Raw genomic sequence first — 19,749 nt, 5'->3', positions numbered from 1 at the left:
ACTAAGCGGAACGGTCATCCGCCCCCTCCCCGCCCGAAACGGCACGCGAGCCGGCCCGTCGGGGGCTGTCACACAGCGGGTAATTGGTTAGTCTGGACTCTTGAGAAGCCGGCTGTGGACCGATCGGCGCGGTCGGCCGTGTCACAATTTGAAGACACGATTGCCGGGATTCGGGCACTGGTCAGGTCCGGCTCCGGGATATTTCGTTTCCTGGCCCGACGAATTGCGCGAGGTCCGATTTGAACGAACAGGGCAACGAGGGGCCACCTTTACGCGGATCCGTATCGTCGGCGGTCTTTCCGAAGCACAACCGCCTCAACAGCTGGCGCGAGATATTCGGCCGGCAGTTCCTCAGGCTCGATATCGATCCGCTCGACGACGGTCCGTTTCATTACCACGCCCGCTACACGGCACTTCCCGGCCTCACCATCTCGGCGGGCAACGTCAGCGCGATCGAATGCAAGCGGACGCCCGAACTGATCCAGGACAACAACGACGACCTCGTCCTGCTGACCCCCAGGCGCGGATCGATGCTGATCCGCGAGCGCGGCATGGAGGCGGTGATCGGGCCAGGCGACGCGATCGTGCGGCGCTCGTCCGAGGTCGGGCATACCCGCTCGACGAGCGGCGAGTTTCTCACGGTGGCCATTCCGTATACCGCCATGGCGTCGCGAGTTCTCGACATCGATCGTCTCGGCTTCGCCGTCATCCCCAGGGAAAACGCGACGTTGCGGCTGCTTCGAGGCCACCTGGACATGCTTCTGGACGGTACGCTCGGGCCGGCATCGACCGAGGGCGACGAGTCCGTTCTGGCGATGGCCGCCCGGCACGTTCACGAGGTCGCCGGCCTCCTTCTGGATACGTCCCGGGACAACTGGGCGCGCATGTCCGGACGGGATGGCGGGCTGCACGCGGCGCGGCTCGCCGCGATCAGGGCCGATGTTGCCCGGCACGCGACCGACCCGGAGTATTCCATCGCCGATGTGGCGCGGCAGCACGGCATATCGCCGGGCTACATCCGCAAATTGCTCGCCTCACAAGGCGAACGCTTCTCCGACCTTCTTCGGACCGAGCGGCTCGAGCGCGCCTACCGGCTGCTCGCCGATCCAGGCAACGATCGCGTCACCATCACCGACATCGCCTATCACTGCGGCTTCAGCGACGTGTCCTATTTCAATCGCTGCTTCCGTCAGCGCTACGCGGCAACGCCCGGCGAAGTGCGAAGTGCGCGCGGCCTCCTTCGCGATTGATCGGGCCCAACCAACACGCGCTTCGGGCCAGATTGGGTTCGCCGCGGCCTGGCGAGTTCAGGAACGCTCGCCGAAATATTTCTCGCGCAGTTCTTCGACATAGTCCTCTTCTGCGGCGTCGAGGATTTCGAGCGTCACCGGTCTGGCGAGGTTCGTGTTGTGCGATATGCCAAATCCGTACTTGTCCGGCTCGAAGATCGGGCCCACGACCTCGACCGGGTCTTCCGGATTGGTGAAGGCGTAGTATTCCAGCACCGGACCATCGGCAACGATGGCGTCGATACGGTCGGCCAGCAGCGCGGCCACGGCCTCGTCAATATCGGAATAGGGTTGGACCGCCACGCCATGCTCATCGGCGAGATCCTGCGCCGTGGTTCCGTGCAGGACTCCGACCCTCTTGCCCGGGAGGTCTCCGACGCTGTTGATCTGGTTCGTCAGGGCGATCGTCGTCATCACGCTCGTGACCGTCGAGGTGATGTAGGCGAGTATCGCCACGCCGATGACGAGCCACACGCCCGACCAGATCCGGCCGATCCAGCCGAACAGGTTCTTGCGGTTCATGCGCCCTGACATCGCAACCTGCATCACCGTGTAGAAGCTCTCAGCGATGCCGTCGCGCCAGCGTTTCGGAAAGTTCTTGTCGAATCGCCGGTCGAAGATCGTCAACAGGACCGTGGCCACCAGGATCACGAAACCGATCCAGGCGTACGACCTGAGGTAACCGGCGTCCCTGAGCCCGCGGACCATCGCCCGGAAGCCGGCGCCTTGTTGCCCGTCGACCATGATCCGCAGGCCACCGTCGTACCATGGCTGCGTGAAATCAATTATCTCCGCGCGCTTCCTCGTGATCGACAGGTTGGTTACCGCGGCATCCACCTCACCCTTGGCCGCTGCATCGACCAGCTCACGGACGTTCGCAAACGACACGTAGTCGTTTTCGACGTTCAGGTCCTTGGTGATGTTTTCCCACAGCTCGACGGCCATTCCGGTGTAGCCGTCCGCGCTGCGCATGACGAATGGCGGACTCAGGTGGACGCCGACCCTTACCCGTTTGGGGGCGCCGCCGGTCGCGGTATCGGCAGATTCACCGCCGCCGCCTGTTCCACCCGTGTCCTGCGCATGGGCGAGTGGACCGCTTCCGGCGATCCAAATCCCGGCCAGGATGACCACCATGAACAGACGCGAGATCAGGTTCTTACGCACGGTCCAAAATCCTCATCAACAGCCGCTCTCTCACCAAGACCCGCCGGATCGCCAGCCCCGGGGTTCGATCCGCGAGCGGAAGGGCGAACCGGCGCCACAACGGCACCGGCACGCGTCTCCGCCCGATCGCTACCTCACTTGCCCAGAAACTTGAAAGGACGTGCCGGCTGGAACTTCCCGGTCGCATCGCCCGAATAGGTGTGGCTCTGGTCCGGGCCGAGATCGAGCTTCATCACCTTGCCGGTCTCCGCGGAGAGATCGAGCTGCTTAAGGTCGACCCAGAAGGTGTTGGGCGTCAGCGCGGACTCGAAGAAGTAGAGCTTGCGCGCATGGTCGGAGAGCGTGCGCCAGCGGGTCGAGGAGATGTTCGGCTGATCCGGGGTCGAAATGCCGTAGGGGACAGAGACGTTGCGGATGACGGACATCGCACCGGCGACCGCCATGTTCGGATCGTCGAACTTCGGGATCGCGTCGACATAGAACGAGGCGCGCGCGAAGCGGTCCGCGGCCCGGTTCGTCCCCGGCAGGAAGACCGTGCCGCCGATCTGGTTCCAGTAATCATCGAGGGCGAGCTGCTTGTCGAAGGTCGGCGAGTTGGTCATCACCTGATACGACCGGCTGTGGTGGATCACCTGCTTGCCGTCGATGTACTCGACGATGGCGCTGTCGCCGGTGGAATCCGACATCGAAAGGTGCAGGGTGGCGAGCCGCTGCTCGCCGGGCACGGCGTCGGTGACGATGGCGAACGGCTCGCTCTCCAGCGCCTCGACCGCCTCGGCCACGGTGGCGAAATTATCGAGCACGTACTGCGCCCAGGCGGCGATCGTCAGGCCAGGCTTGTCGCTTTCGGACGACGGATACTCCGACTCCACCAGCCACAGCACGTTCGCCGCCAGGCCCTTCTCGTTCAGACCGTCGGTCGTGGAAATATCGTATCCGGACGCGATGACGCTGCCGTATTTCGAGGTCCAGGTGATCGAGTTTTCGCCAGCTTCGCCGTTGCGCTCCATGCCACGCGGGAAGACCCACAGATTGGTGGCGACATCGACCTTCCAGTCCATCGACCGGGCCGTCAGAACGGTGTCGCCGGCACCGAGATAGACCAGCCGGGTACAGGCGATGGCCTGCATCGGCGCGGTCGTGACCGCCAACGCGAGACCGGCGGACACTGCCGCGTTGATCAGCCTGCGGGCTCTGGCGGTGTGGCGATTGGCTGGCATGCGATATCTCCGTTATTGCGCGAGAAAGCGGCTGCGGCCGCAGGCATCAGACTGCGGCGACATGACCGGTCGGGCGGCGGCTCGAGGGCCTGCCCCTGTAGCGTGTGGAAGAAAGCCCGACAGAAGGATCCGAATAGCGAACCCGACTGATATCGCAGCGCAATGCCACACGCAAATGACGAAGGCTTTCGTTCAAGCCGCCCCCTCACCCCGCTTCGGCATCGGCGCTTTCACGCATCATCAGCACCGCGCCGATCAGGAATCCCAGCGCGCCGAGCCCGAGGTGAAAATTCGCCACTGCCGCGATCCAGGCCGGCTCCGCTCCATCCGGAACATAGGCGAGAATGCCAGCCGTCATGAAGGCGATGCACCCCAGCAGATTGACGAAGACGATCCACCACGCCAGGTCGTTCGGCTTCCAGCTCCAGTAGCCGTGGCTGGTCTCGATGAAGGCCAGATAACCGGAGACCAGGAACAGGATCGATCCCACCAGGCCGGGCATCCAGATCGTGAGATCCTGCACGTACCAGCGGCTCGGCGCGTCGATGGCATCGAAGGTGTTGAAATTGAAGGCGACGGTACCGACGAACTGCGTGACCGAGCTCAGCCATCCCAGGCTGCCAGGGCGCCATCCGATCAGGGATACCGTCCGCCTTGTCTCCTGAGCCCCTGCATCGGCGGCGAACTCGGACGCGTTCGCGGCCTGAAAGTTCTGGAGAAAGCCAGCGATCGTGAAGGGGATGGACCCGGCGAAGAAGACGATGTTGATCGGCCCGTCGGGCGGAACGCCGATCTGGCCGTGAACGAAGGTGAGCACGCTGCCCAGCAGGAACAGGGACGCACCGACGGCAAACAACAGACCCGTGTACCAATTGTAGGCCTGCGTCTGCCAGAACGGGACACTCGTCGGGTCCAGCCCGCGGGCGGCGCGGTTCAGCCCCTTGCGATGCTGCCGCGCGCGCCAGACGATCTGCCGCCCGCGATGCCGGTAGCTTCGGAAGGTGACGAACGGCCAGGGTCCCGCGCTGCGCATCGGAACCCTGGCCGCGTGTTCACAGTGCGCGGTCATTCCAGGCGGAGGCGGCGACGGTGCACAACCGTCGCGTTTCTCAATGGTGGAATCCGCTCGCCTCGTCGCTGGTCAGCGGCGTGTGGATCGGATGGGCCTTGAAATAGGCCAATGCGGCCTTCATGTCGTCCATCAGCGCGGCGCACAGATCGAGGCTGACGCCGTTGCGCACGAGAATCCGCTGGATCGCCTGGTCCTGGCAATTCGCCGGCAGGGTGTAGGCCGGCACCTGCCAGCCGCGAACCCGAAGCCGGTCCGCCAGATCGAACAGCGTGAAGCCCGGATCGTTGCCCTCCTTCAGCTTCCAGGAGACCGCCGGGATGCCGCGGGTCATGTCGCCGTCGAAGACCACCTCGAAGGGGCCCATCTTCGAAATCTCGTCGGCAAGGTACGTCGCGCTGCGATAGCAGGCGGTATGGACCTTGCGGTATCCCTCGCGGCCGAGCCGGAGGAAATTGTAGTACTGGCAGACGATCTGACCGCCGGGCCGCGAGAAGTTCAGCGCGATATCGCGCATGTTCCCGCCGAGATAGTTGACCCAGAACACCATGTTCTCGGGAAGGTCCTTCTCCTCCCGCCACAGAACCCACCCCACGCCGAGCGGGGCGAGCCCGAACTTGTGGCCGGACGCGTTGATCGAGCGCACCCGCGGCAGCCGGAAGTCCCACATCAGATCCGGGGCGCAGAAGGGAGCGAGAAAACCACCGCTCGCCCCATCAACATGGATCGGAATGTCGAGGCCCGTTTCCGTTTCGAGCTTGTCCAGCGCGTCGCTCACCGCCTTCACCGGCTCGAATTCGCCCGTAAAGGTCACGCCCAACGTCGGAACGACGCCGATCGTGTTCTCGTCGCAGCGGCTCAGCACCTCTTCGGGCGTCATCAGCAGCCGCCCGTTCTCCATGGGGATCTCGCGATGCTCGATGTCCCAGTAGCGGGTGAACTTGTGCCAGCAGATCTGCACCGGACCGGTGATCAGGTTCGGCTTGTCGGTGGGCTTGCCTTCCTTTGCGCGGCGCGCCTCCCACCGGCGTTTCATCGCCAGGCCGCCCAGCATGGCGGCTTCGCTGGACCCGGTGGTGGAGCAGCCGACCGCCCCCTCCCCGTCCGGGGCGTTCCACAGATCGCCGAGCATCCGCACGCACCGCGCCTCCAGGTCGGCTGTCTGCGGATATTCGTCCTTGTCGATCATGTTCTTGTCGATGCATGCGTCCATCAGCCGATGGACCTCGGGTTCCTCCCAGGTCTGGCAGAACGTGGCCAGGTTCTGGCGGGAATTGCCGTCGAGCATCAACTCGTCGCGCACGGCCGCATAGACGCGCTGCGGATTGCGCTCGCGCTCGGGAAAGGTCGATTTCGGAAGCACCGTGGCGAGTTCGTCGGCACCGTAGGTCTCGTCGTTCGAAGCGTCCTGCTCTTCAAGAAGGTGATGTCGGTTCATTCCAGCGTACTCTTGGCGTGACGGGGGATGCGGGCGCCGCCCGCATGTCGAAGATATGGAAGGAGATGCGCCTCAGGCGCCCATCAGGAGGTCGGTGGCCTCGGCCTCTGCTCCGCCCAGACGATCGAGCGGAAGCACCTTGGGCTGTTTCAGCCCGGCGAGCGACTTCAGGTCGAACCGGGAGAAGTTCAGGCTCCGGTAGTCGCGCACGAAGAAGAGCGTGCGGGCAAGGTCCGAGAGATTGGTCCACGAGGTAAACTCGGTCGCATAGGCGGCCTTGCCGCCCTGGTCCAGCCCGGCCACCTCAAGATGCGAGCCGCTCCCGTCGGGATAGTCGATGGTGACGCCCCGCGGCCGGTCGAAATTGTTCATCACGTGGGCCAGCGTCTGCACAGCCTGGTCGGGCGTCGCCGCCTTCTCGGTGAACTGGGCGTAATACGCGGCGCGGACGAACCGTCCGACAGACGTATTGGACGCGGGCAGTCCCGCGGTCGCGATGCCGGAATCCGGCTGAGTGGCCTTGTAGGTCCCGAAGGTCGCGCTCGTTTTGTCGACATTCGTGAGGAACGTGTAGTTGTCGAGATTGGTCAGGTGCCAGCCGAACTCCGGGCCGTTGGTCATGACGCCGACCGGATTGTCGTGCACCGTCATTGCGCCCCGGTTGAACTCGATGACGATCGACGCGCCGGACGCGTCGTGCACGACGTAGTGGAACGGGGATTCCACGCCGCCGAGGATGGCCAGCGCTTCGAGCAGGACCGGCTGATCGGCGAGCGCGGCCTTCACGTCCTGCACCGTGGCGAATTGCGCCAGCGCCCAGGTGCCGAGATCGGACGCCGACAGAACGGCCCGCGTCTTGTCGACCGCCTGCTGGGTGCCGCCCGCCGCCGGATAGGACAGCAGGCTGAATGTCAGCCCCTTGTCATTGAGCCCTTCGAGAACCTTGAGGTCGCCGATGCCGATCGGCGCGTCGGCCGTCGGCACGCGATCGGGCATCGTCACCGCCAGAAAGCCGTGCGCGGAGGTGTAGGTCAGCGCGGGATGCCCCTCGGCCTGCGACGTGAACGCGGCGCCGGCGGGAAAGTAGGCGATCTGATAGGGCAGATCGACCGTCAACTCGAGCGTACGGCCAAAATAGACGTTGTCGGCCGCGTCTCTATAGGTAAGGGAGGTGCACATGTCGGGTCATCCTGGACGTCTGGGGAACGCTTCTCCCGCACGCGCGCCGACAAGCCCGATCCGGCATCTCGGGTGCCGCATCAGTGCGGCCCGGGTCTCGTCGGCGGTTACGGATTTCAAGTGCGCTGGAGAGTAGCTGTTGCAGTGGCGAGTGTCCTAAAGCTGTCGGCCATGACGGCAATCGGTGTCAAGTCACCGACGGGGAATTTCGACCGCGCCGCCGGATACCAACCGGGCGTTCGCAACGGGCTGCATGCGATGCGCCAGATCAATTCCGCAACGCCTGATCGGGAGATTCGCGCGATGTCATCGCACCGAGGGAAAAGGCCAGCGACGACGCCGCCACGAGCGCCGCGGCGTGCGCGTCCGACCGGGCCTGTCGCGCGTCCAGAAGGCCGGTTGCCGCCGCGGTCGCGTCGGTGATCGTGCCCACGCCGTTGCGGTAGGCCTCGAACGCGGCATCGTGTGTCACCGTCGCCGCACCAACCAGCTCGCTGGCGGCGACATAGGCCTCGAGCGCCGATCGCAGCGTATCGGAGGCGACCACGATCTCTCGCACCGCGGTGTCGCGGGTCTGTTCGAACCGGGCGTGCGCCGCCGCCGACGTCGATTCGGCCCGGCGAAGATTGGCCTCCCGGAGACCGCCGTCGTAGATCGGGATCGTGACGCCGGCCAGAACGCCCGACGTGCTCGCCTGGGCCCCGAACTTCGGCAGGTTGCCGGTCTGGAGGCTGGTGTTGTCGGTGGCGACCACGGCGCCGAGATAGACCTTGGGCAGGAAGTCGGCCTCCGCCGCGCGCGCATTGGCCTGGCTGGCCTTGACGGCGGCATAGCTGGCCAGGACATCCGGCCTGCGCGACAGCGCCGCCTCGATCACGTCGTCGGTCGGCAGCGATCGGGCCCGAGGGAGCCCGCGCCCCGCCGACGATGCGATCTTGATGGTCGACTTCGGCGAGATGCCCACGGCGCCGAGCAGGTCCTGGTAACTGTCGCGCAGGCTGTCCTGCGCCTGCACCAGGCGAAGATTGGACTGCGCCGCGAGCTGCCTGGCCTGGGCGACCTCGATACTCGTTCCGGTGCCGTTTCCGTATCGCGCCTCGGCGGCCTGCTGGAGCTGCCGGCTGTTCGCCAGGGCCTGTCGGGCGATCGCCAGATTGCCCTGCGCCGCCCCGTACAGATAGTAGCTTCGCGTCACGTTGTAGATCAGCGCCTGATGGGTGCCGTTGAACCCGACATTGGCGGCGTAGGCGGTGTGTTCGGCGGCTTCCTGCAGGGCCTGTCGCTGACCGAAGTCGAAAACCAGCCATTGCAGCGCGAGGTTCGGCGCTATCCCGTTGGCGGTGGTGCTGATGTAGTCGGTGCCGCCCACAAGGTTCGGCACCGGCGTGACGACGGCCTGCTCGCCGCCGATGACATTGGCCGTGATGAGCGGCAGGAAGCTGGCCTCGACCATGCCGACCGCCAAAGCCGCCTGACGGGCCTCCTCCCAGGCGATACGCGTCGCCGGATTGGTGCGCTGCGCCAGGTCGATCAGCTCCGGCAGCGTGTACACCCGACCGGACTGGATGCCCGCCTCGAGACTGGCGACGGCGGGGTTGGCGGGAATGGAGTAGTCCCCGCTGCGCACCGCCGAGGCTTCCGGATTCCACGGCTGTGTCGGCGACACCGGGACTTCCTTCAGGCTGTCGTTCATGCAGCCGGCAAGGAGCCCCGCAATCAGTAGCAGGCCGCCGGTTCGCGATACTCGGGCACAGACGATCTTAAGCACGACGTTCCTTCAAGCCCTTGCCAGCCGCTCGATCCGCTCAAGGCGTTCATCAAGATCGCCATGAGCGGCGCGCGATCCGGAATTTCCATTGGTGGAGATCCTCGCCGACGACGGATCCTCCTCGCCGACTTCGGCGGCGAGCGTACGGAGGCGGCCTGCCACCCCCTCCCCGTCCCCATCGGTCACGAACAACGACGTGGCAAGACCGCGCGTTTCGGCGATCAGTTGCCCGGTCCGCCCGACCATGTCGCCCGACGGCCGGAGCCGGCGGGGCTCGAAGCCGACCGTCTCCAGCACCCCCGCGGCGTCCGCCAGTTCGGCGTGCGCCGTTGCCACGTCCTCGATCCGGGCCAGCCGTGTTTCGCGCGGCCGGCTCGCGAGATCGGCGAGCGTATCGAGACCCGCGGCCAGCTTCTGCCGCACCGCCTTCATCGCGCTGACCGGCCAGACCTGGGTGAAGATCAGATAGATCACGGCGTTTCCGAGCAGAATACCCGCTATCCTGTCGCTGGCCTGGGACATCTCGAAACTGGGGCCGAACCCGTTCAGTATCGTCAGCAGGAAAGCCAGCGCAATCTGGACGCCGGCGTAGCTGATCCGCTCGTTGCCCGACGACACCCACGCGGCGGGCAGGACGCCGGCGAAGACCAGCACCATCAGCCCGCCGACGGAGGTCAGGTTCGGCATGACGAACAGCAGCGCCAGGACCCCGAGCGCGGCGCCGATCAGGCAGCCGCCGATCCGCAGCGCGAGCTTGCGGACCGTCTCCCCGGTGGAGCCGAGCGCGGCGACATAGCAGGTGATCATCGCCGTGTGTATCCCGTCCCACTGGACGCCCGTGTAGATGAGATAGCAGATGATCGCCGCGGCCGACGTCTTCAGCGCGAACCGTTGATGATCGGGGTTGGTGAAGGCATCCGGCGCCAGGAACGGGATCTTGCGCGGCCGCGGATCGCCGCCGCCGTTGGGGGCGGCCAGATGCGCCAGGGCCTGCCGGATCTGGCGTTCGGGCTCGGTACCGACACCGCCATCCGCCTTGCCGCAGCCCGGCGACGGATCGGGAAAGCGGCCGGCTGCAATGGCGTCAACGGCCTTTCGCAGCGCGTCGGCCAGGATCGCCAATCGCTCTCGCGGCGCGCAATCGGTGATCGCCGATACGGCCACGAGAACGCGATAGCTCGTCTCGACCGCGCCGTTCAGCCAGGTTGACCGCGCCGTGGGGACGAGATGCAGCGCCTTGACCAGCTGCATCTGCTTGAGCGCGTCGTCGTTGCCCTCCCCCAGCAGCTCGGCGACGGCATCCGCGCTGTCGGCGCCGTCCAGCCGATCCGCCGCGCGTCTCAGCCGCTCGACGATCTTGTTGCGAACATGCGTCTGCGCCGGGATGCCGAAGACCAGATTGAAGACGACCATCAGGATCATGGGCATGGACGCCATCTTCCAGGCCATCAGCAGGCCCTGGTCGGCGACCTGCCCGACCGGCACGTCGGTCACCAGCGTCATGATGAACGCGATGATGAGACCGACGATCGCGGCCTGTTCCCCCAGCGGCGTCGCCGAGCCGAGAAACAGGAAGATGTAGGACGCGACGAACATGACGGTCAGACGCCAGGCCGCGCTGTCGATCGTCGCGTCTATGATCGGAATCATCAGCACGACGACGAGCGTGGCCAGCAGGACGAGGCCGATGGCCGTCACGCTGGTCTGCACCGCGTCGGGCTTCATCAGGAAGATCACCAGATAGCAGCTGATCGCCGATTCCGGGATCTTGAGGACCATCGCCGTGGCCGCCACCAGCGAACACAGCAAGGCGACCCGCCAGGCCATCCCGGCACGACCGGGTGCGGGCTGAAGGTCGATCCAGGCCTGTCGGGCGACGGCGGGCCAGAAGGCGCTAGCAGCGTTCGCCATGATGCACGATCGACACCGCCGACGCCCCCACACGCATCAGTTCGACCGGCGGATCGACCAGTCTGATCCGCACCGGGAACCGTTGCTGGACACGCACCCAGTCCAGCGACTTGGGAACGATCGGCAAGGCGCTCGGCAGATTGATCTGCTCCTTGGAGCTGATGCCCCAGCCGATCCCTTCAACCACGCCCTTGATGGCATGATGTCGATCCGACAGCGCATAGACGGTCGCACAGTTCCCGACCGAAATGGCCGGCAAGGTGGTTTCCGTGTACGCGGCGCTCGCGAACCATGTTCCCGTGTTGATCAGCGTGAACACCGATTGCGCCGGCAGCAGGTACCCGCCGGGCGACACCGTGAGGCCGACGACGCGACCGTCGTGCGGCGCCCTGATGACCGTACCGGCCAGCTCGTGCCCGGCGATCGCCAGCGCCGCCCGGCGCGCCAGGACGAGGGCCTCCGCGGCGGCCTCGTCGCTCACCAACGCCTCGGCCGCCTCGACCTGCCGCAGGGCCTCGTTGAGGCTGACCTCCGCATCGCGTTTCGCCGTGCGGGCATCGTCGACCTGCTGCGCCGACACGTAGCCTTTCGGCTGCATCGGCAGGAGCCGGTCCAGCGTCTGGGTCGCCAGCTCGAGATTGGCGCGCGCCCGCTCGACCTGCTCGATCGCGATCGCCGCGTTGGCCTGCTCCGCCCGGATCGTCCGCGACTTGTCGTTGCGCGCCGCCTCGGCGATGGCGAGGTCCGCCCGCGCCTGCTCAACCGCGAGGCGATACGGTTCCGCGTCGAGTTCAAGCAGGACATCGCCCCTGGCGACGAAGTCGTTTTCCCGTACGTGAATCGACTTGATCCGGCCAGCCACCGAGGACGCGATCCGCACGACGTCCGCGCCCAGCGTGACGTCGTCCGACATCGGATTGGCGGTGGAGATCTCATAGCTCCGGAAAGCCGCGACGCCGGCCCCGGCGATCACCGCGAGGCTGACGACCGCACCGAGACCTGCCGCCAGGCGAGGAGACAGACGGGCCATCGGTTAGCGCCCGAACACGACGAGAGAGAGCACGAAATTGAGCCCGACGGCCATGGTCATGTAGACCGGCACCCGCCATTTCAGGATATCGTCCAGCCCGATCAGCACGAATACGGCCCGCAGCAGCACCGTCAGCAAGACGCCGCCGATCACGCAAAGCAGCCAGGCCGGAAAGAAACTGCCGAACATCGGTATGGACGGTGCGGCACCGACTGCACGGTCGGGGGCCAGAAGCAGCCCCCCGACTACCGGCGCCACCCACATCGTGCGTATCGAGAAGCCCGGCGCGGGCCGCATTGACGGTGGCGTCGTTTTCAGCATTTCAGACAACCGGATGGCGTTTGCCGTAGATGTTCGACTGTGAGATGGCGGGTTTGCGTTGGTCTGGCGGGCACTGACTTTGCGGAGACTTCGAGCACTCCGTATCGCATTTTCGGCGCCATTCTCCAATGCCGCAACCGGCATAGCGCGCATGCACCTTGCCGTGACGACGCGACCGTGATCCAACTGCTACGGCAAGAGAGCCCGCCCGGTGGCGGGCTCCTTCCATCGGTCCTGTATCTCTGGACGCTAACGGCGAACGACGTCGGCGGACGTTGTCGGCGGATGTTGTCGGCGGCGGCGGTCAGAACCGCAGGGTCGCGCCGATCACCGGACCGCTCATATCGACGTCCAGGACGGCGCCGTTGTCGCGGTAATCGAACGTCATGTGCCGATAGCCGGCGGACAGAACGAAGGTATCGGTCACCTGATAGTTCACCGTTCCCAGGACCTGCCATGTCGACTCGGCCCCGCCGCCACCGCCCACATCGGCATAGGCAACGACCGACCATTTCGGTGACAGCGCAACGCGGGCGCGCGCACCGACGATCGGATCGGCCCAGCTATTCGTGCTCGATGCCGACAGACCGAGAAGGGGCACGTCGACTTTCGCCTTGATACGCCAGGCCCGGACACCGGCCAAAAGGTCGACCGCAAAGGCCGGCTCGGCAACGACCGTGTAGCCGGCCGCGGCGGTGAAGGAGGCCTGCGTGACCTTGCCCTCTATGCCGATAGGAACCGGCACCAGGCCCGTGATCGTGTTGCCTTCGGACAGCTCCGCGCACGACAGATCCCCGAACAGCACGAAGCGGTTGTAGCGGGCGGTGCCGTTCAGGAAGAACGCACCGTCGAGATCGTCGAGTACATCGCCGATGGACTTGCTGACACTGAAGGTGGGACCGCCGGCCAACGGACGGACGTCACCGCTCATGCCGGACAGCCAGGCATAAGGCGTGATCTGGAACCGCCAGGTGTTGCTGGTCCATTGATCCGCCGCCGGGGCCTCGACCGGGCCCGACGTGTCGCCCGCGATATCTGCCGCCGTGGCGTTGCCAATCATCGTCAGGGCCAGGGCGGCCCCGAATATACCTGTCCTCAGCATCAATGCCTGCTTTCGTGGAAGAAGCCGTTTGTCGTGATGGCCCGAAGCCGGTTGCGGGGTTCAGCCGAAAACCCCACTTCCCCGCAGGAGGCGCAGGCAGGCGAGATCAGCTGAAAACCGGCTTGATGACGCCAGTTCGGCCTTAATAGGAAGTGCGCAGGAGGAATGTCAAACACCGTCCCGTCGCGCGCCGGTCGCACGATGCGACAGGGTGCGAAGCGGCGGCCCGACGTTGCCGGATCGGCCGGAGCGCCGGCCGGCCCGTCTGCCCCGCGCGGCGCAGACGAACGTCCGCTTCCGGCCCGACTTGCCGCTTTCCGCTCTCAATCCGGGATCCCGGCATCACGCAGGCTCTGGATCACCGTCGCCCGCCACTCCGGGTTCCGCATCGGCAGCGCCCGTTCATAGATGGAGGCGCGCGTGGCGGGATTGACCGCCATGAGCCGCCGGGCGGCGGCCTTCGCCTCGTCCGGTCGGCCGGCCACCGTGAAGGCCGTGATCAGCACCCAATAGGTCGAATCCCATTCGGGATTCAGCGCCAGCGAGCGATTCGCGTACTCCACCGCCTCTTCCGCCCGTCCGCCGAACAGTCGCCCGATCGCCGTCATGGTCAGATAGCTGAAGAAGCTCGGGTCCTTGGGACAGAGCATCATGGCCTGCTCGACGAAACGCAGCCCCGTCTCGGGATCATCGCCGAAGATCAGTCCGGTCCCGGCCATCGCGTTCACGAACCCGGAGCCCGGGTTCATCCGCACGGCGCGCAGGAGCGCATCCATCCCCGCCACATAGTCCTCGCGCAGCATCACCAGCACGAACCCGCCCAGCACCACCGCCTTGGCGTCGTCGCTGCCCACGGCCAATGCCCGGCGGGCGTAGAACACGGCCTGGCCGAGATCGTCGTCGCCATACGGCTCCCATGCGCGCGTGATCCGCTGCACCAGGCACCACCCGGCATGGGCCAGCGCCGGGGCGTAATTCGGATCCATCGCGATGGCGCGACCAAGCAAGTCAAGCGCCGCTCGATTGTCGTCCGGCTGGATCCTGTAGATATGGGGCAGAGCCTGAAGATAGAGGTCGTAGGCGCCCATGTTCTCGGCCGGCTTGCGGCGCGCGCGTTCGATCTCCGCCTTGCGCATCGTCGGCTCCAGGGCACCGACCACGTTTGCCGTAATCCGGTCCTGCAGTTCGAACACGTCCTCCAGCCGCCCGTCGAACTTGTCGGCCCAGAGATGCGCGCCCGTGGCCGCATCGATCAACTGGCCGGTAATCCGGACACGGTCGCCCGCCTTGCGGACGCTGCCCTCCAGCACGTACCGCACCCCCAGGTCGCGGCCGACCTGCCGGATCTCCACCGCGCGGCCCTTGTAGACGAACGTCGAGTTCCGGGCGATGACGAAGAGTTCCTCGAAGCGCGAGAACGCCGTGATGATGTCCTCGACCATGCCGTCGACGAAGTATTCCTGCTCCGGGTCGCCGGACATGTTGGAGAAGGGCAGGACCGCGATCGAGGGCTTGTCAGAAGCCGCGGAGAGCGTGGCCTCGGCCGGGGATAGCTCGGGCACGGCCGAGGCGCCGACGTTGAGAGCGAAGACCCGGACCGGCTCGGCGATGTTCTTCAGGTTATTCTCGCCCAGATCGGTCACCGCCACATCCAGGCGCGAGCGGATCTGGCGATAGGCGTCCTCGGACAGGCAGATGGCGCCGGGAGCCGCCAGCCCCTCCAGCCGGGCGGCAACGTTGACGCCGTCGCCCATCAGGTCGCCGTCGCTTTCCTCGATGACGTCGCCGAGATGGATGCCCATCCGGAAATCGATACGCCGGTCGTCCGCGACGCCGGCGTTGCGCTCGTGCATGGCGTCCTGGATCTCGATGGCGCAACGCACGGCCTCGACCACGCTGCGGAACTCCACCAGCGCACCATCGCCCGTCCGTTTCACCAGACGGCCGTTGTGGACCACCAGGGCCGGATCGATGACATCGCTCTGGATCGCGCGCACCCGCGCCAGGGAGCGCTCTTCATCGACGCTGGTCAGGCGACTGTAGCCGACGATGTCGGCAACCAGGATCGCGGCAAGCTTGCGGTGTCCGGACATGGCGCGCTCTCTCACCCACCATCATTCTGGGGCAAGATCGACGCGGGTGCGAACTGCCTCATTCAGGAAAAGCTCTTGATCAGATCCCAGAACTCGCCGCGGTCGTTGGTGCGCGGAAAGGGTTCGTCCGGGACAGGCACGCCGAGGAAGGCACAGAGGGGACCCCAGCCGTCCTTGACCTGATACACCAGCAGCCGGTCGGCCGGTATCTCCGCCTTGACCGCCGCGGTATGGGCGTTAAAGGCCGCTTCCAGCCCCTCCAGGTCCGCCCCCATCGGGATCCCGGTCTGCCGGATGACTTCGCCCCCCATCGCCAGCCATTCGCGCAGGTGCTCGGGGGCCTCGTCGGTCCCGGAAATCAGCTTGTAGATCGTCGCGTCGAAACTCTCGGCCCAGGTCCGCGGATCGCGGTGGCTCAAGACGAACTTCGCTTCGGGATAGGCGGCATTGAGCTCGCGAAAGAACCTGGCGGTCGGCCAGTCGACAGCGCTCTCGTATCCTTCATAGATCGCCGGCCAGTCGGCACGGCCCACCAGCGCCGCCTGCCAGAGCGGCAGTTGCACCGGCAGATGCTTGACGACCTCCTCCATGTGATGGCAGGGCCCGAAGCCCAGCGCACTGATGGCAAGCTTGAGCGAGTACGTGCCGGTCCGACCTATCCCCGCACCAATGACCTTGAGCGACATCCCTACCTCACTCCCAATGTTGACGATCGAACTCACGAAGCCGCGCGGGGAACCGCTCCTCGTGGCACCGCCTCCAGCGCGCCTGGATGCGGCTACCGGTTCTTTTCGAACCCTTCCATCAGCGCGGCGGACGGATTGTCGATGCAGAAATCCATGATTTTGTCGGTCGCCTCGCGGAAGGCCGGTCCGTTGAAGACCATGTCGGCTTTCGTGCCGCTGACGTAGCCGTGGAAGTACAGCAGGGTATAGGCCTGTTCGTCTCCGCCCATCTTGAGCATCGTCCGGCAGTCGATGTCCTGCATGTTTATGACGGGCTCGTCCTGCGCGGCGGCGGGCAAGGCGCACGCGAGGCCCGCGAAGGCGGCGAGCGCGATTTTCGGGAAACGTCCAGTCATTTCCGGTTCCTCCCCTCGTGTATCCGTGTGCCCGGGAATTCCGGCTCGGTATTCAGTAGCGGATCACGCCGTTCATGCATTCGCGGTAGGCGGTGTCGTAGCTGACGCCGCGCTGCACGCCGCGGGTCACGGCGCCGGTCGTGGCGCCGATGGCGGCCCCTCTGCGGGCGCCCTTGCTGCCGTTGACGATGCCGCCGACGATGGCGCCCCCTGCCCCGCCCCTGACGGCGCCACCGACGGCGCCGCCCCTCGAATAGGCGTAGGACGCCCGGCGGGCGTACTCACTGCAGTAGGATGCGGTATAGGCCTGCGCATAGGCGCGGTCGGAGTGGGTCGGAACCGCTATGAAGCCAGCCGACAGCACCGCGAGTACCACAGTCGAAAAGACCAGTCTGAAGACCGCGGACATGTCCCGTGCTCCCTTCGTTCGTCGAGGGCGAAGGCCGATGCCAATGGGGAGACGCAGCAGGCGGCGCCCGTCTCGACGCCCCCCGATTTCAACGCCTCGTTGCTCGCTCAGCGTTTCAACCTGATCGACAGACCTTCCAGGTTGATCGACAGATCGACGCCCAACTGCGTCCCGATCAGTTCGAGCGTGACGCCCTTGCCGTTGACCATCACCGCGGCCTTGCCGCCGGCCGCAACCGCCAGACCGGCGCCTGCAGCCGAGTAGACGCCCTCGATGTCCTCGGGACTGTTGATGTTCTTGACGTTGCCAGTGAGGTTCACCACCGACAGCGTTATCTGCCATCCGGCGCTGATACCGCCGATCGACAGCGGATAGGACTGCCCCTCGTACGTGAGCGTTCCCTTGCCGCCGGTCCCGCCGACCACCAAGGCGGCTTTGAGGAGTTCCATGGAGATCTTGCCGGTGCCGGCATGGGCAGTCATGGCGCCGGCGAGCACGCCGGACAACACCACGAATGCGCCCAAGGCCGCGAGAATCCTGTTCCGCACCATCGTGTCCTCCCTTTGCTCAACATCAGAAAAACGCAAATCGCGGCCGCCCAAATGCCGCCAACGATCTTCGGCGACGGCCGGACCGATTACTTTTTCAGAATTATCGTATTACTTTCAGCACCCGCAGTTTTTTGTCAACCGGCGTAGTTGTTGCGAGGACTTCCCCGCAGGGTGCGGCTTATGAATTCGAAGCAAGAGGCAGCCCCGGCAGAGATACTTCGAACGCCCCTGCGCCGTCGCAATGCCTCGAATACGGACATGGACGAAAGCGCCGATCGGACGAGGCGGGAATGACCTGCCGGCGACCTCGGATATCCGAGGTCAGAAGGACTCCTGGCTCTTTTTCAGGATTGATTTCCCGACGAGGAAGTCAAAATCCACGCCCAGATGCGCCTGTTGAACGGACCGGACGAACATCTGTCCGTAACCGCGTTCGAAATGCGGCTCCGGCAGCGTGAGTTCCGCTCGTCGCCGCTCCAGTTCGTCTTCCGCGACATCAAGCTCCAGGCGGCGGCCGGGAACATCCAGGACGATTTCGTCCCCGGTTCGGACAAGCGCGAGCGGTCCCCCGATCGCCGCTTCCGGCGAGACGTGCAGGACGACCGTGCCATAGGCGGTCCCGCTCATGCGTCCATCGGAGATACGCACCATGTCGGCGACGCCTTTGGCGATGAGCTTCGCGGGAAGCGGGAGATTGCCGACCTCGGGCATGCCCGGATACCCCACCGGCCCGGCGCCCTTGAGGACGAGCACCGTGTTTTCGTCGACATCGAGATCGGGATCATCGATGCGGGCGCGGAGGTCCTCGACAGTCTCGAACACGAGCGCCCGGCCCCGATGCGCCATCAGATGACGGGAGGCGGCAGACGGCTTCAGCACCGCCCCTTCCGGAGCGAGATTGCCGCGCAGCACCACGATTCCCCCCTGCTCCGAGACAGGGTTTTCCATGCGCCGGATGACGTCGTCGTTGTAGCACTCGGCATTCACGAGGCGGTCGGCGAGCGTACCATCCTCCACGGTCCGCGCATCGAGATAGAGCCGGTCCGCGATGCGCTTCATCACCGCCGGCAAACCGCCCGCATAGTAGAAGTCCTCCATAAGGAACCGGCCGGACGGCTTGAGGTCGACCAGACAGGGCATGCCGTTTCCAAGCCTGTCCCAGTCCTCGAGCGACAGCGGTACGCCCAGCCGCCCGGCCAGCGCCAGGAGGTGCACGACCGCATTGGTGGAGCCGCCGATCGCACCGTTGACGACGATCGCGTTTTCGAAGGCCGGGCGCGTGAGGATGCGGGAGATCGATACGCCGCCGCGCACCAGCGACACGATGCGCCGGCCGGCGTCCTCGGCCAGATGCCGCCGTCGGCTGTCGACAGCAGGAATCGCACCGTTCATCGGAAGCGCGATACCCATGGCCTCCGCGAGCAGTGCCATGGTCGACGCCGTGCCCATCGTCATGCAGGAGCCGGCCGACCGGCTCATGGCAGCCTCGGCCTCAGCGTAATCCGCCTTGCTCAATTGCCCGGTTCGATACTCCTCGTCGAAGCGGAAGACGTCCGTGCCGGAGCCGAGCTCACGGCCCCTGAAGCGTCCGTTGAGCATGGGCCCGCCGGAAACGAGAATGCTCGGGATGTCACAGCTCGCCGCGCCCATCAACAAGGCCGGCGTGGTCTTGTCGCACCCCGCGAGCAGCACGACGCCGTCGATCGGATTGGCGCGGATGGTCTCCTCGACATCCATGCTGACGAGGTTGCGGAACATCATCGTGGTGGGTCGCATCATCGGCTCGCCGAGGCTCATCACCGGAAACTCGAGCGGGTAGCCGCCGGCCAACAGAACGCCGCGCTTGACGTGTTCGGCGAGGTCTCTCAGGTGACGATTGCAGGGATTGAATTCCGACCACGTGTTGCAGATGCCGATTACGGGCCGGCCGTCGAAGAGCTCGGGCCCAAATCCCTGGCTGCGCATCCAGCTTCGCGGGATAAATCCGTACTTGCCTTCACGGCCGAACCATTCCGCACTGCGCAGTTGCGGATGGCCTTCGGACTTCTTTTCGGACACGGCCCCTCCTCCCGGAGGCGGCAGCCTCCGACGGTTTCATCATAGTGTGCAGGTATTGGCCGGGAG

The 19,749-nt window shown here is 65.6% G+C and carries 17 protein-coding genes; 1 reads left to right on the top strand and 16 read right to left on the bottom strand.

Annotation, left to right across the window (positions count from 1 at the left end):
- The first annotated feature begins 239 nt into the window (after positions 1–239).
- Positions 240–1,250: a helix-turn-helix transcriptional regulator gene (locus MUB46_RS13990; protein WP_261616553.1), complete on the top strand. Its 1,011-nt coding sequence runs from the start codon at positions 240–242 to the stop codon at positions 1,248–1,250.
- A gap of 57 nt (positions 1,251–1,307) precedes the next feature.
- On the opposite strand, the gene MUB46_RS13985 is transcribed toward MUB46_RS13990, so the two are convergent.
- From MUB46_RS13985 to MUB46_RS13910, 16 genes are all read right to left on the bottom strand, one after another.
- Entirely contained in the window at positions 1,308–2,453 is a 1,146-nt protein-coding gene (locus MUB46_RS13985) for a transporter substrate-binding domain-containing protein (RefSeq protein ID WP_261616552.1), read from the bottom strand.
- Positions 2,454–2,587: 134 nt separating this feature from the next.
- Positions 2,588–3,583 (bottom strand): linear amide C-N hydrolase, encoded by a 996-nt coding sequence (locus MUB46_RS13980; protein ID WP_425256272.1) that lies wholly within the window; start codon positions 3,581–3,583, stop codon positions 2,588–2,590.
- Positions 3,584–3,878: 295 nt separating this feature from the next.
- Positions 3,879–4,706 carry a hypothetical protein gene (locus MUB46_RS13975; RefSeq protein ID WP_261616550.1) on the bottom strand — a complete coding sequence of 276 codons (828 nt, stop codon included), beginning with the start codon at positions 4,704–4,706 and terminating at the stop codon, positions 3,879–3,881.
- A gap of 76 nt (positions 4,707–4,782) precedes the next feature.
- On the bottom strand, positions 4,783–6,180 hold the full coding sequence (gene gad / locus MUB46_RS13970; RefSeq protein ID WP_261616549.1) for a glutamate decarboxylase: 1,398 nt from the start codon (positions 6,178–6,180) through the stop codon (positions 4,783–4,785).
- Between the two features lie 72 nt (positions 6,181–6,252).
- Positions 6,253–7,359: a linear amide C-N hydrolase gene (locus tag MUB46_RS13965; RefSeq protein WP_261616548.1), complete on the bottom strand. Its 1,107-nt coding sequence runs from the start codon at positions 7,357–7,359 to the stop codon at positions 6,253–6,255.
- Between the two features lie 268 nt (positions 7,360–7,627).
- Positions 7,628–9,127, bottom strand: a complete 1,500-nt coding sequence (locus MUB46_RS13960) for a TolC family protein (protein WP_261616547.1) — start codon at positions 9,125–9,127, stop codon at positions 7,628–7,630.
- A 9-nt stretch (positions 9,128–9,136) separates the two neighbouring features.
- Complete coding sequence (locus tag MUB46_RS13955; RefSeq protein WP_261616546.1) at positions 9,137–11,038, bottom strand: FUSC family protein; 1,902 nt, start codon at positions 11,036–11,038, stop codon at positions 9,137–9,139.
- Positions 11,022–12,068, bottom strand: coding sequence for a multidrug transporter subunit MdtN (gene mdtN, locus MUB46_RS13950; RefSeq protein ID WP_261616545.1), 1,047 nt, complete (start codon positions 12,066–12,068; stop codon positions 11,022–11,024). Before mdtN ends, MUB46_RS13955 begins: the two co-directional genes overlap by 17 nt.
- A gap of 3 nt (positions 12,069–12,071) precedes the next feature.
- Positions 12,072–12,365: a YtcA family lipoprotein gene (locus tag MUB46_RS13945; RefSeq protein ID WP_261616544.1), complete on the bottom strand. Its 294-nt coding sequence runs from the start codon at positions 12,363–12,365 to the stop codon at positions 12,072–12,074.
- Between the two features lie 328 nt (positions 12,366–12,693).
- Positions 12,694–13,491 (bottom strand): porin family protein, encoded by a 798-nt coding sequence (locus tag MUB46_RS13940; protein ID WP_261616543.1) that lies wholly within the window; start codon positions 13,489–13,491, stop codon positions 12,694–12,696.
- Positions 13,492–13,814: 323 nt separating this feature from the next.
- Complete coding sequence (locus tag MUB46_RS13935) at positions 13,815–15,584, bottom strand: adenylate/guanylate cyclase domain-containing protein (protein ID WP_261616542.1); 1,770 nt, start codon at positions 15,582–15,584, stop codon at positions 13,815–13,817.
- Between the two features lie 62 nt (positions 15,585–15,646).
- Positions 15,647–16,270 (bottom strand): sulfotransferase family protein, encoded by a 624-nt coding sequence (locus MUB46_RS13930; protein ID WP_261616541.1) that lies wholly within the window; start codon positions 16,268–16,270, stop codon positions 15,647–15,649.
- A 92-nt stretch (positions 16,271–16,362) separates the two neighbouring features.
- Positions 16,363–16,665 carry an HdeA family protein gene (locus MUB46_RS13925; RefSeq protein ID WP_261616540.1) on the bottom strand — a complete coding sequence of 101 codons (303 nt, stop codon included), beginning with the start codon at positions 16,663–16,665 and terminating at the stop codon, positions 16,363–16,365.
- Between the two features lie 52 nt (positions 16,666–16,717).
- Positions 16,718–17,074, bottom strand: a complete 357-nt coding sequence (locus MUB46_RS13920; RefSeq protein ID WP_261616539.1) for a hypothetical protein — start codon at positions 17,072–17,074, stop codon at positions 16,718–16,720.
- Between the two features lie 107 nt (positions 17,075–17,181).
- On the bottom strand, positions 17,182–17,598 hold the full coding sequence (locus MUB46_RS13915) for a hypothetical protein (protein ID WP_261616538.1): 417 nt from the start codon (positions 17,596–17,598) through the stop codon (positions 17,182–17,184).
- A 348-nt stretch (positions 17,599–17,946) separates the two neighbouring features.
- Positions 17,947–19,683 carry an IlvD/Edd family dehydratase gene (locus MUB46_RS13910; protein ID WP_261616537.1) on the bottom strand — a complete coding sequence of 579 codons (1,737 nt, stop codon included), beginning with the start codon at positions 19,681–19,683 and terminating at the stop codon, positions 17,947–17,949.
- Between the last annotated feature and the right edge of the window lie 66 nt (positions 19,684–19,749).

The sequence above is a fragment of the Microbaculum marinisediminis genome (genome assembly GCF_025397915.1).
Classification (GTDB): Bacteria; Pseudomonadota; Alphaproteobacteria; order Rhizobiales; family Tepidamorphaceae; genus Microbaculum; species Microbaculum marinisediminis.
Note: the sequence above shows the minus strand (reverse complement) of the source record. Positions and strands in the feature narration are given on the sequence as shown.

What these genes read in the sequence shown, in the direction of transcription:
- MUB46_RS13955 (WP_261616546.1), bottom strand. Translation starts at nt 11,038, where the DNA reads ATGGCGAACGCTGCTAGCGCCTTCTGGCCCGCCGTCGCCCGACAGGCC.
- MUB46_RS13925 (WP_261616540.1), bottom strand. Translation starts at nt 16,665, where the DNA reads ATGACTGGACGTTTCCCGAAAATCGCGCTCGCCGCCTTCGCGGGCCTC.
- MUB46_RS13965 (WP_261616548.1), bottom strand. Translation starts at nt 7,359, where the DNA reads ATGTGCACCTCCCTTACCTATAGAGACGCGGCCGACAACGTCTATTTT.
- gad (WP_261616549.1), bottom strand. Translation starts at nt 6,180, where the DNA reads ATGAACCGACATCACCTTCTTGAAGAGCAGGACGCTTCGAACGACGAG.
- MUB46_RS13930 (WP_261616541.1), bottom strand. Translation starts at nt 16,270, where the DNA reads ATGTCGCTCAAGGTCATTGGTGCGGGGATAGGTCGGACCGGCACGTAC.
- mdtN (WP_261616545.1), bottom strand. Translation starts at nt 12,068, where the DNA reads ATGGCCCGTCTGTCTCCTCGCCTGGCGGCAGGTCTCGGTGCGGTCGTC.
- MUB46_RS13945 (WP_261616544.1), bottom strand. Translation starts at nt 12,365, where the DNA reads ATGCGGCCCGCGCCGGGCTTCTCGATACGCACGATGTGGGTGGCGCCG.
- MUB46_RS13975 (WP_261616550.1), bottom strand. Translation starts at nt 4,706, where the DNA reads ATGCGCAGCGCGGGACCCTGGCCGTTCGTCACCTTCCGAAGCTACCGG.
- MUB46_RS13935 (WP_261616542.1), bottom strand. Translation starts at nt 15,584, where the DNA reads ATGTCCGGACACCGCAAGCTTGCCGCGATCCTGGTTGCCGACATCGTC.
- MUB46_RS13920 (WP_261616539.1), bottom strand. Translation starts at nt 17,074, where the DNA reads ATGTCCGCGGTCTTCAGACTGGTCTTTTCGACTGTGGTACTCGCGGTG.
- MUB46_RS13940 (WP_261616543.1), bottom strand. Translation starts at nt 13,491, where the DNA reads ATGCTGAGGACAGGTATATTCGGGGCCGCCCTGGCCCTGACGATGATT.
- MUB46_RS13980 (WP_425256272.1), bottom strand. Translation starts at nt 3,583, where the DNA reads ATGCAGGCCATCGCCTGTACCCGGCTGGTCTATCTCGGTGCCGGCGAC.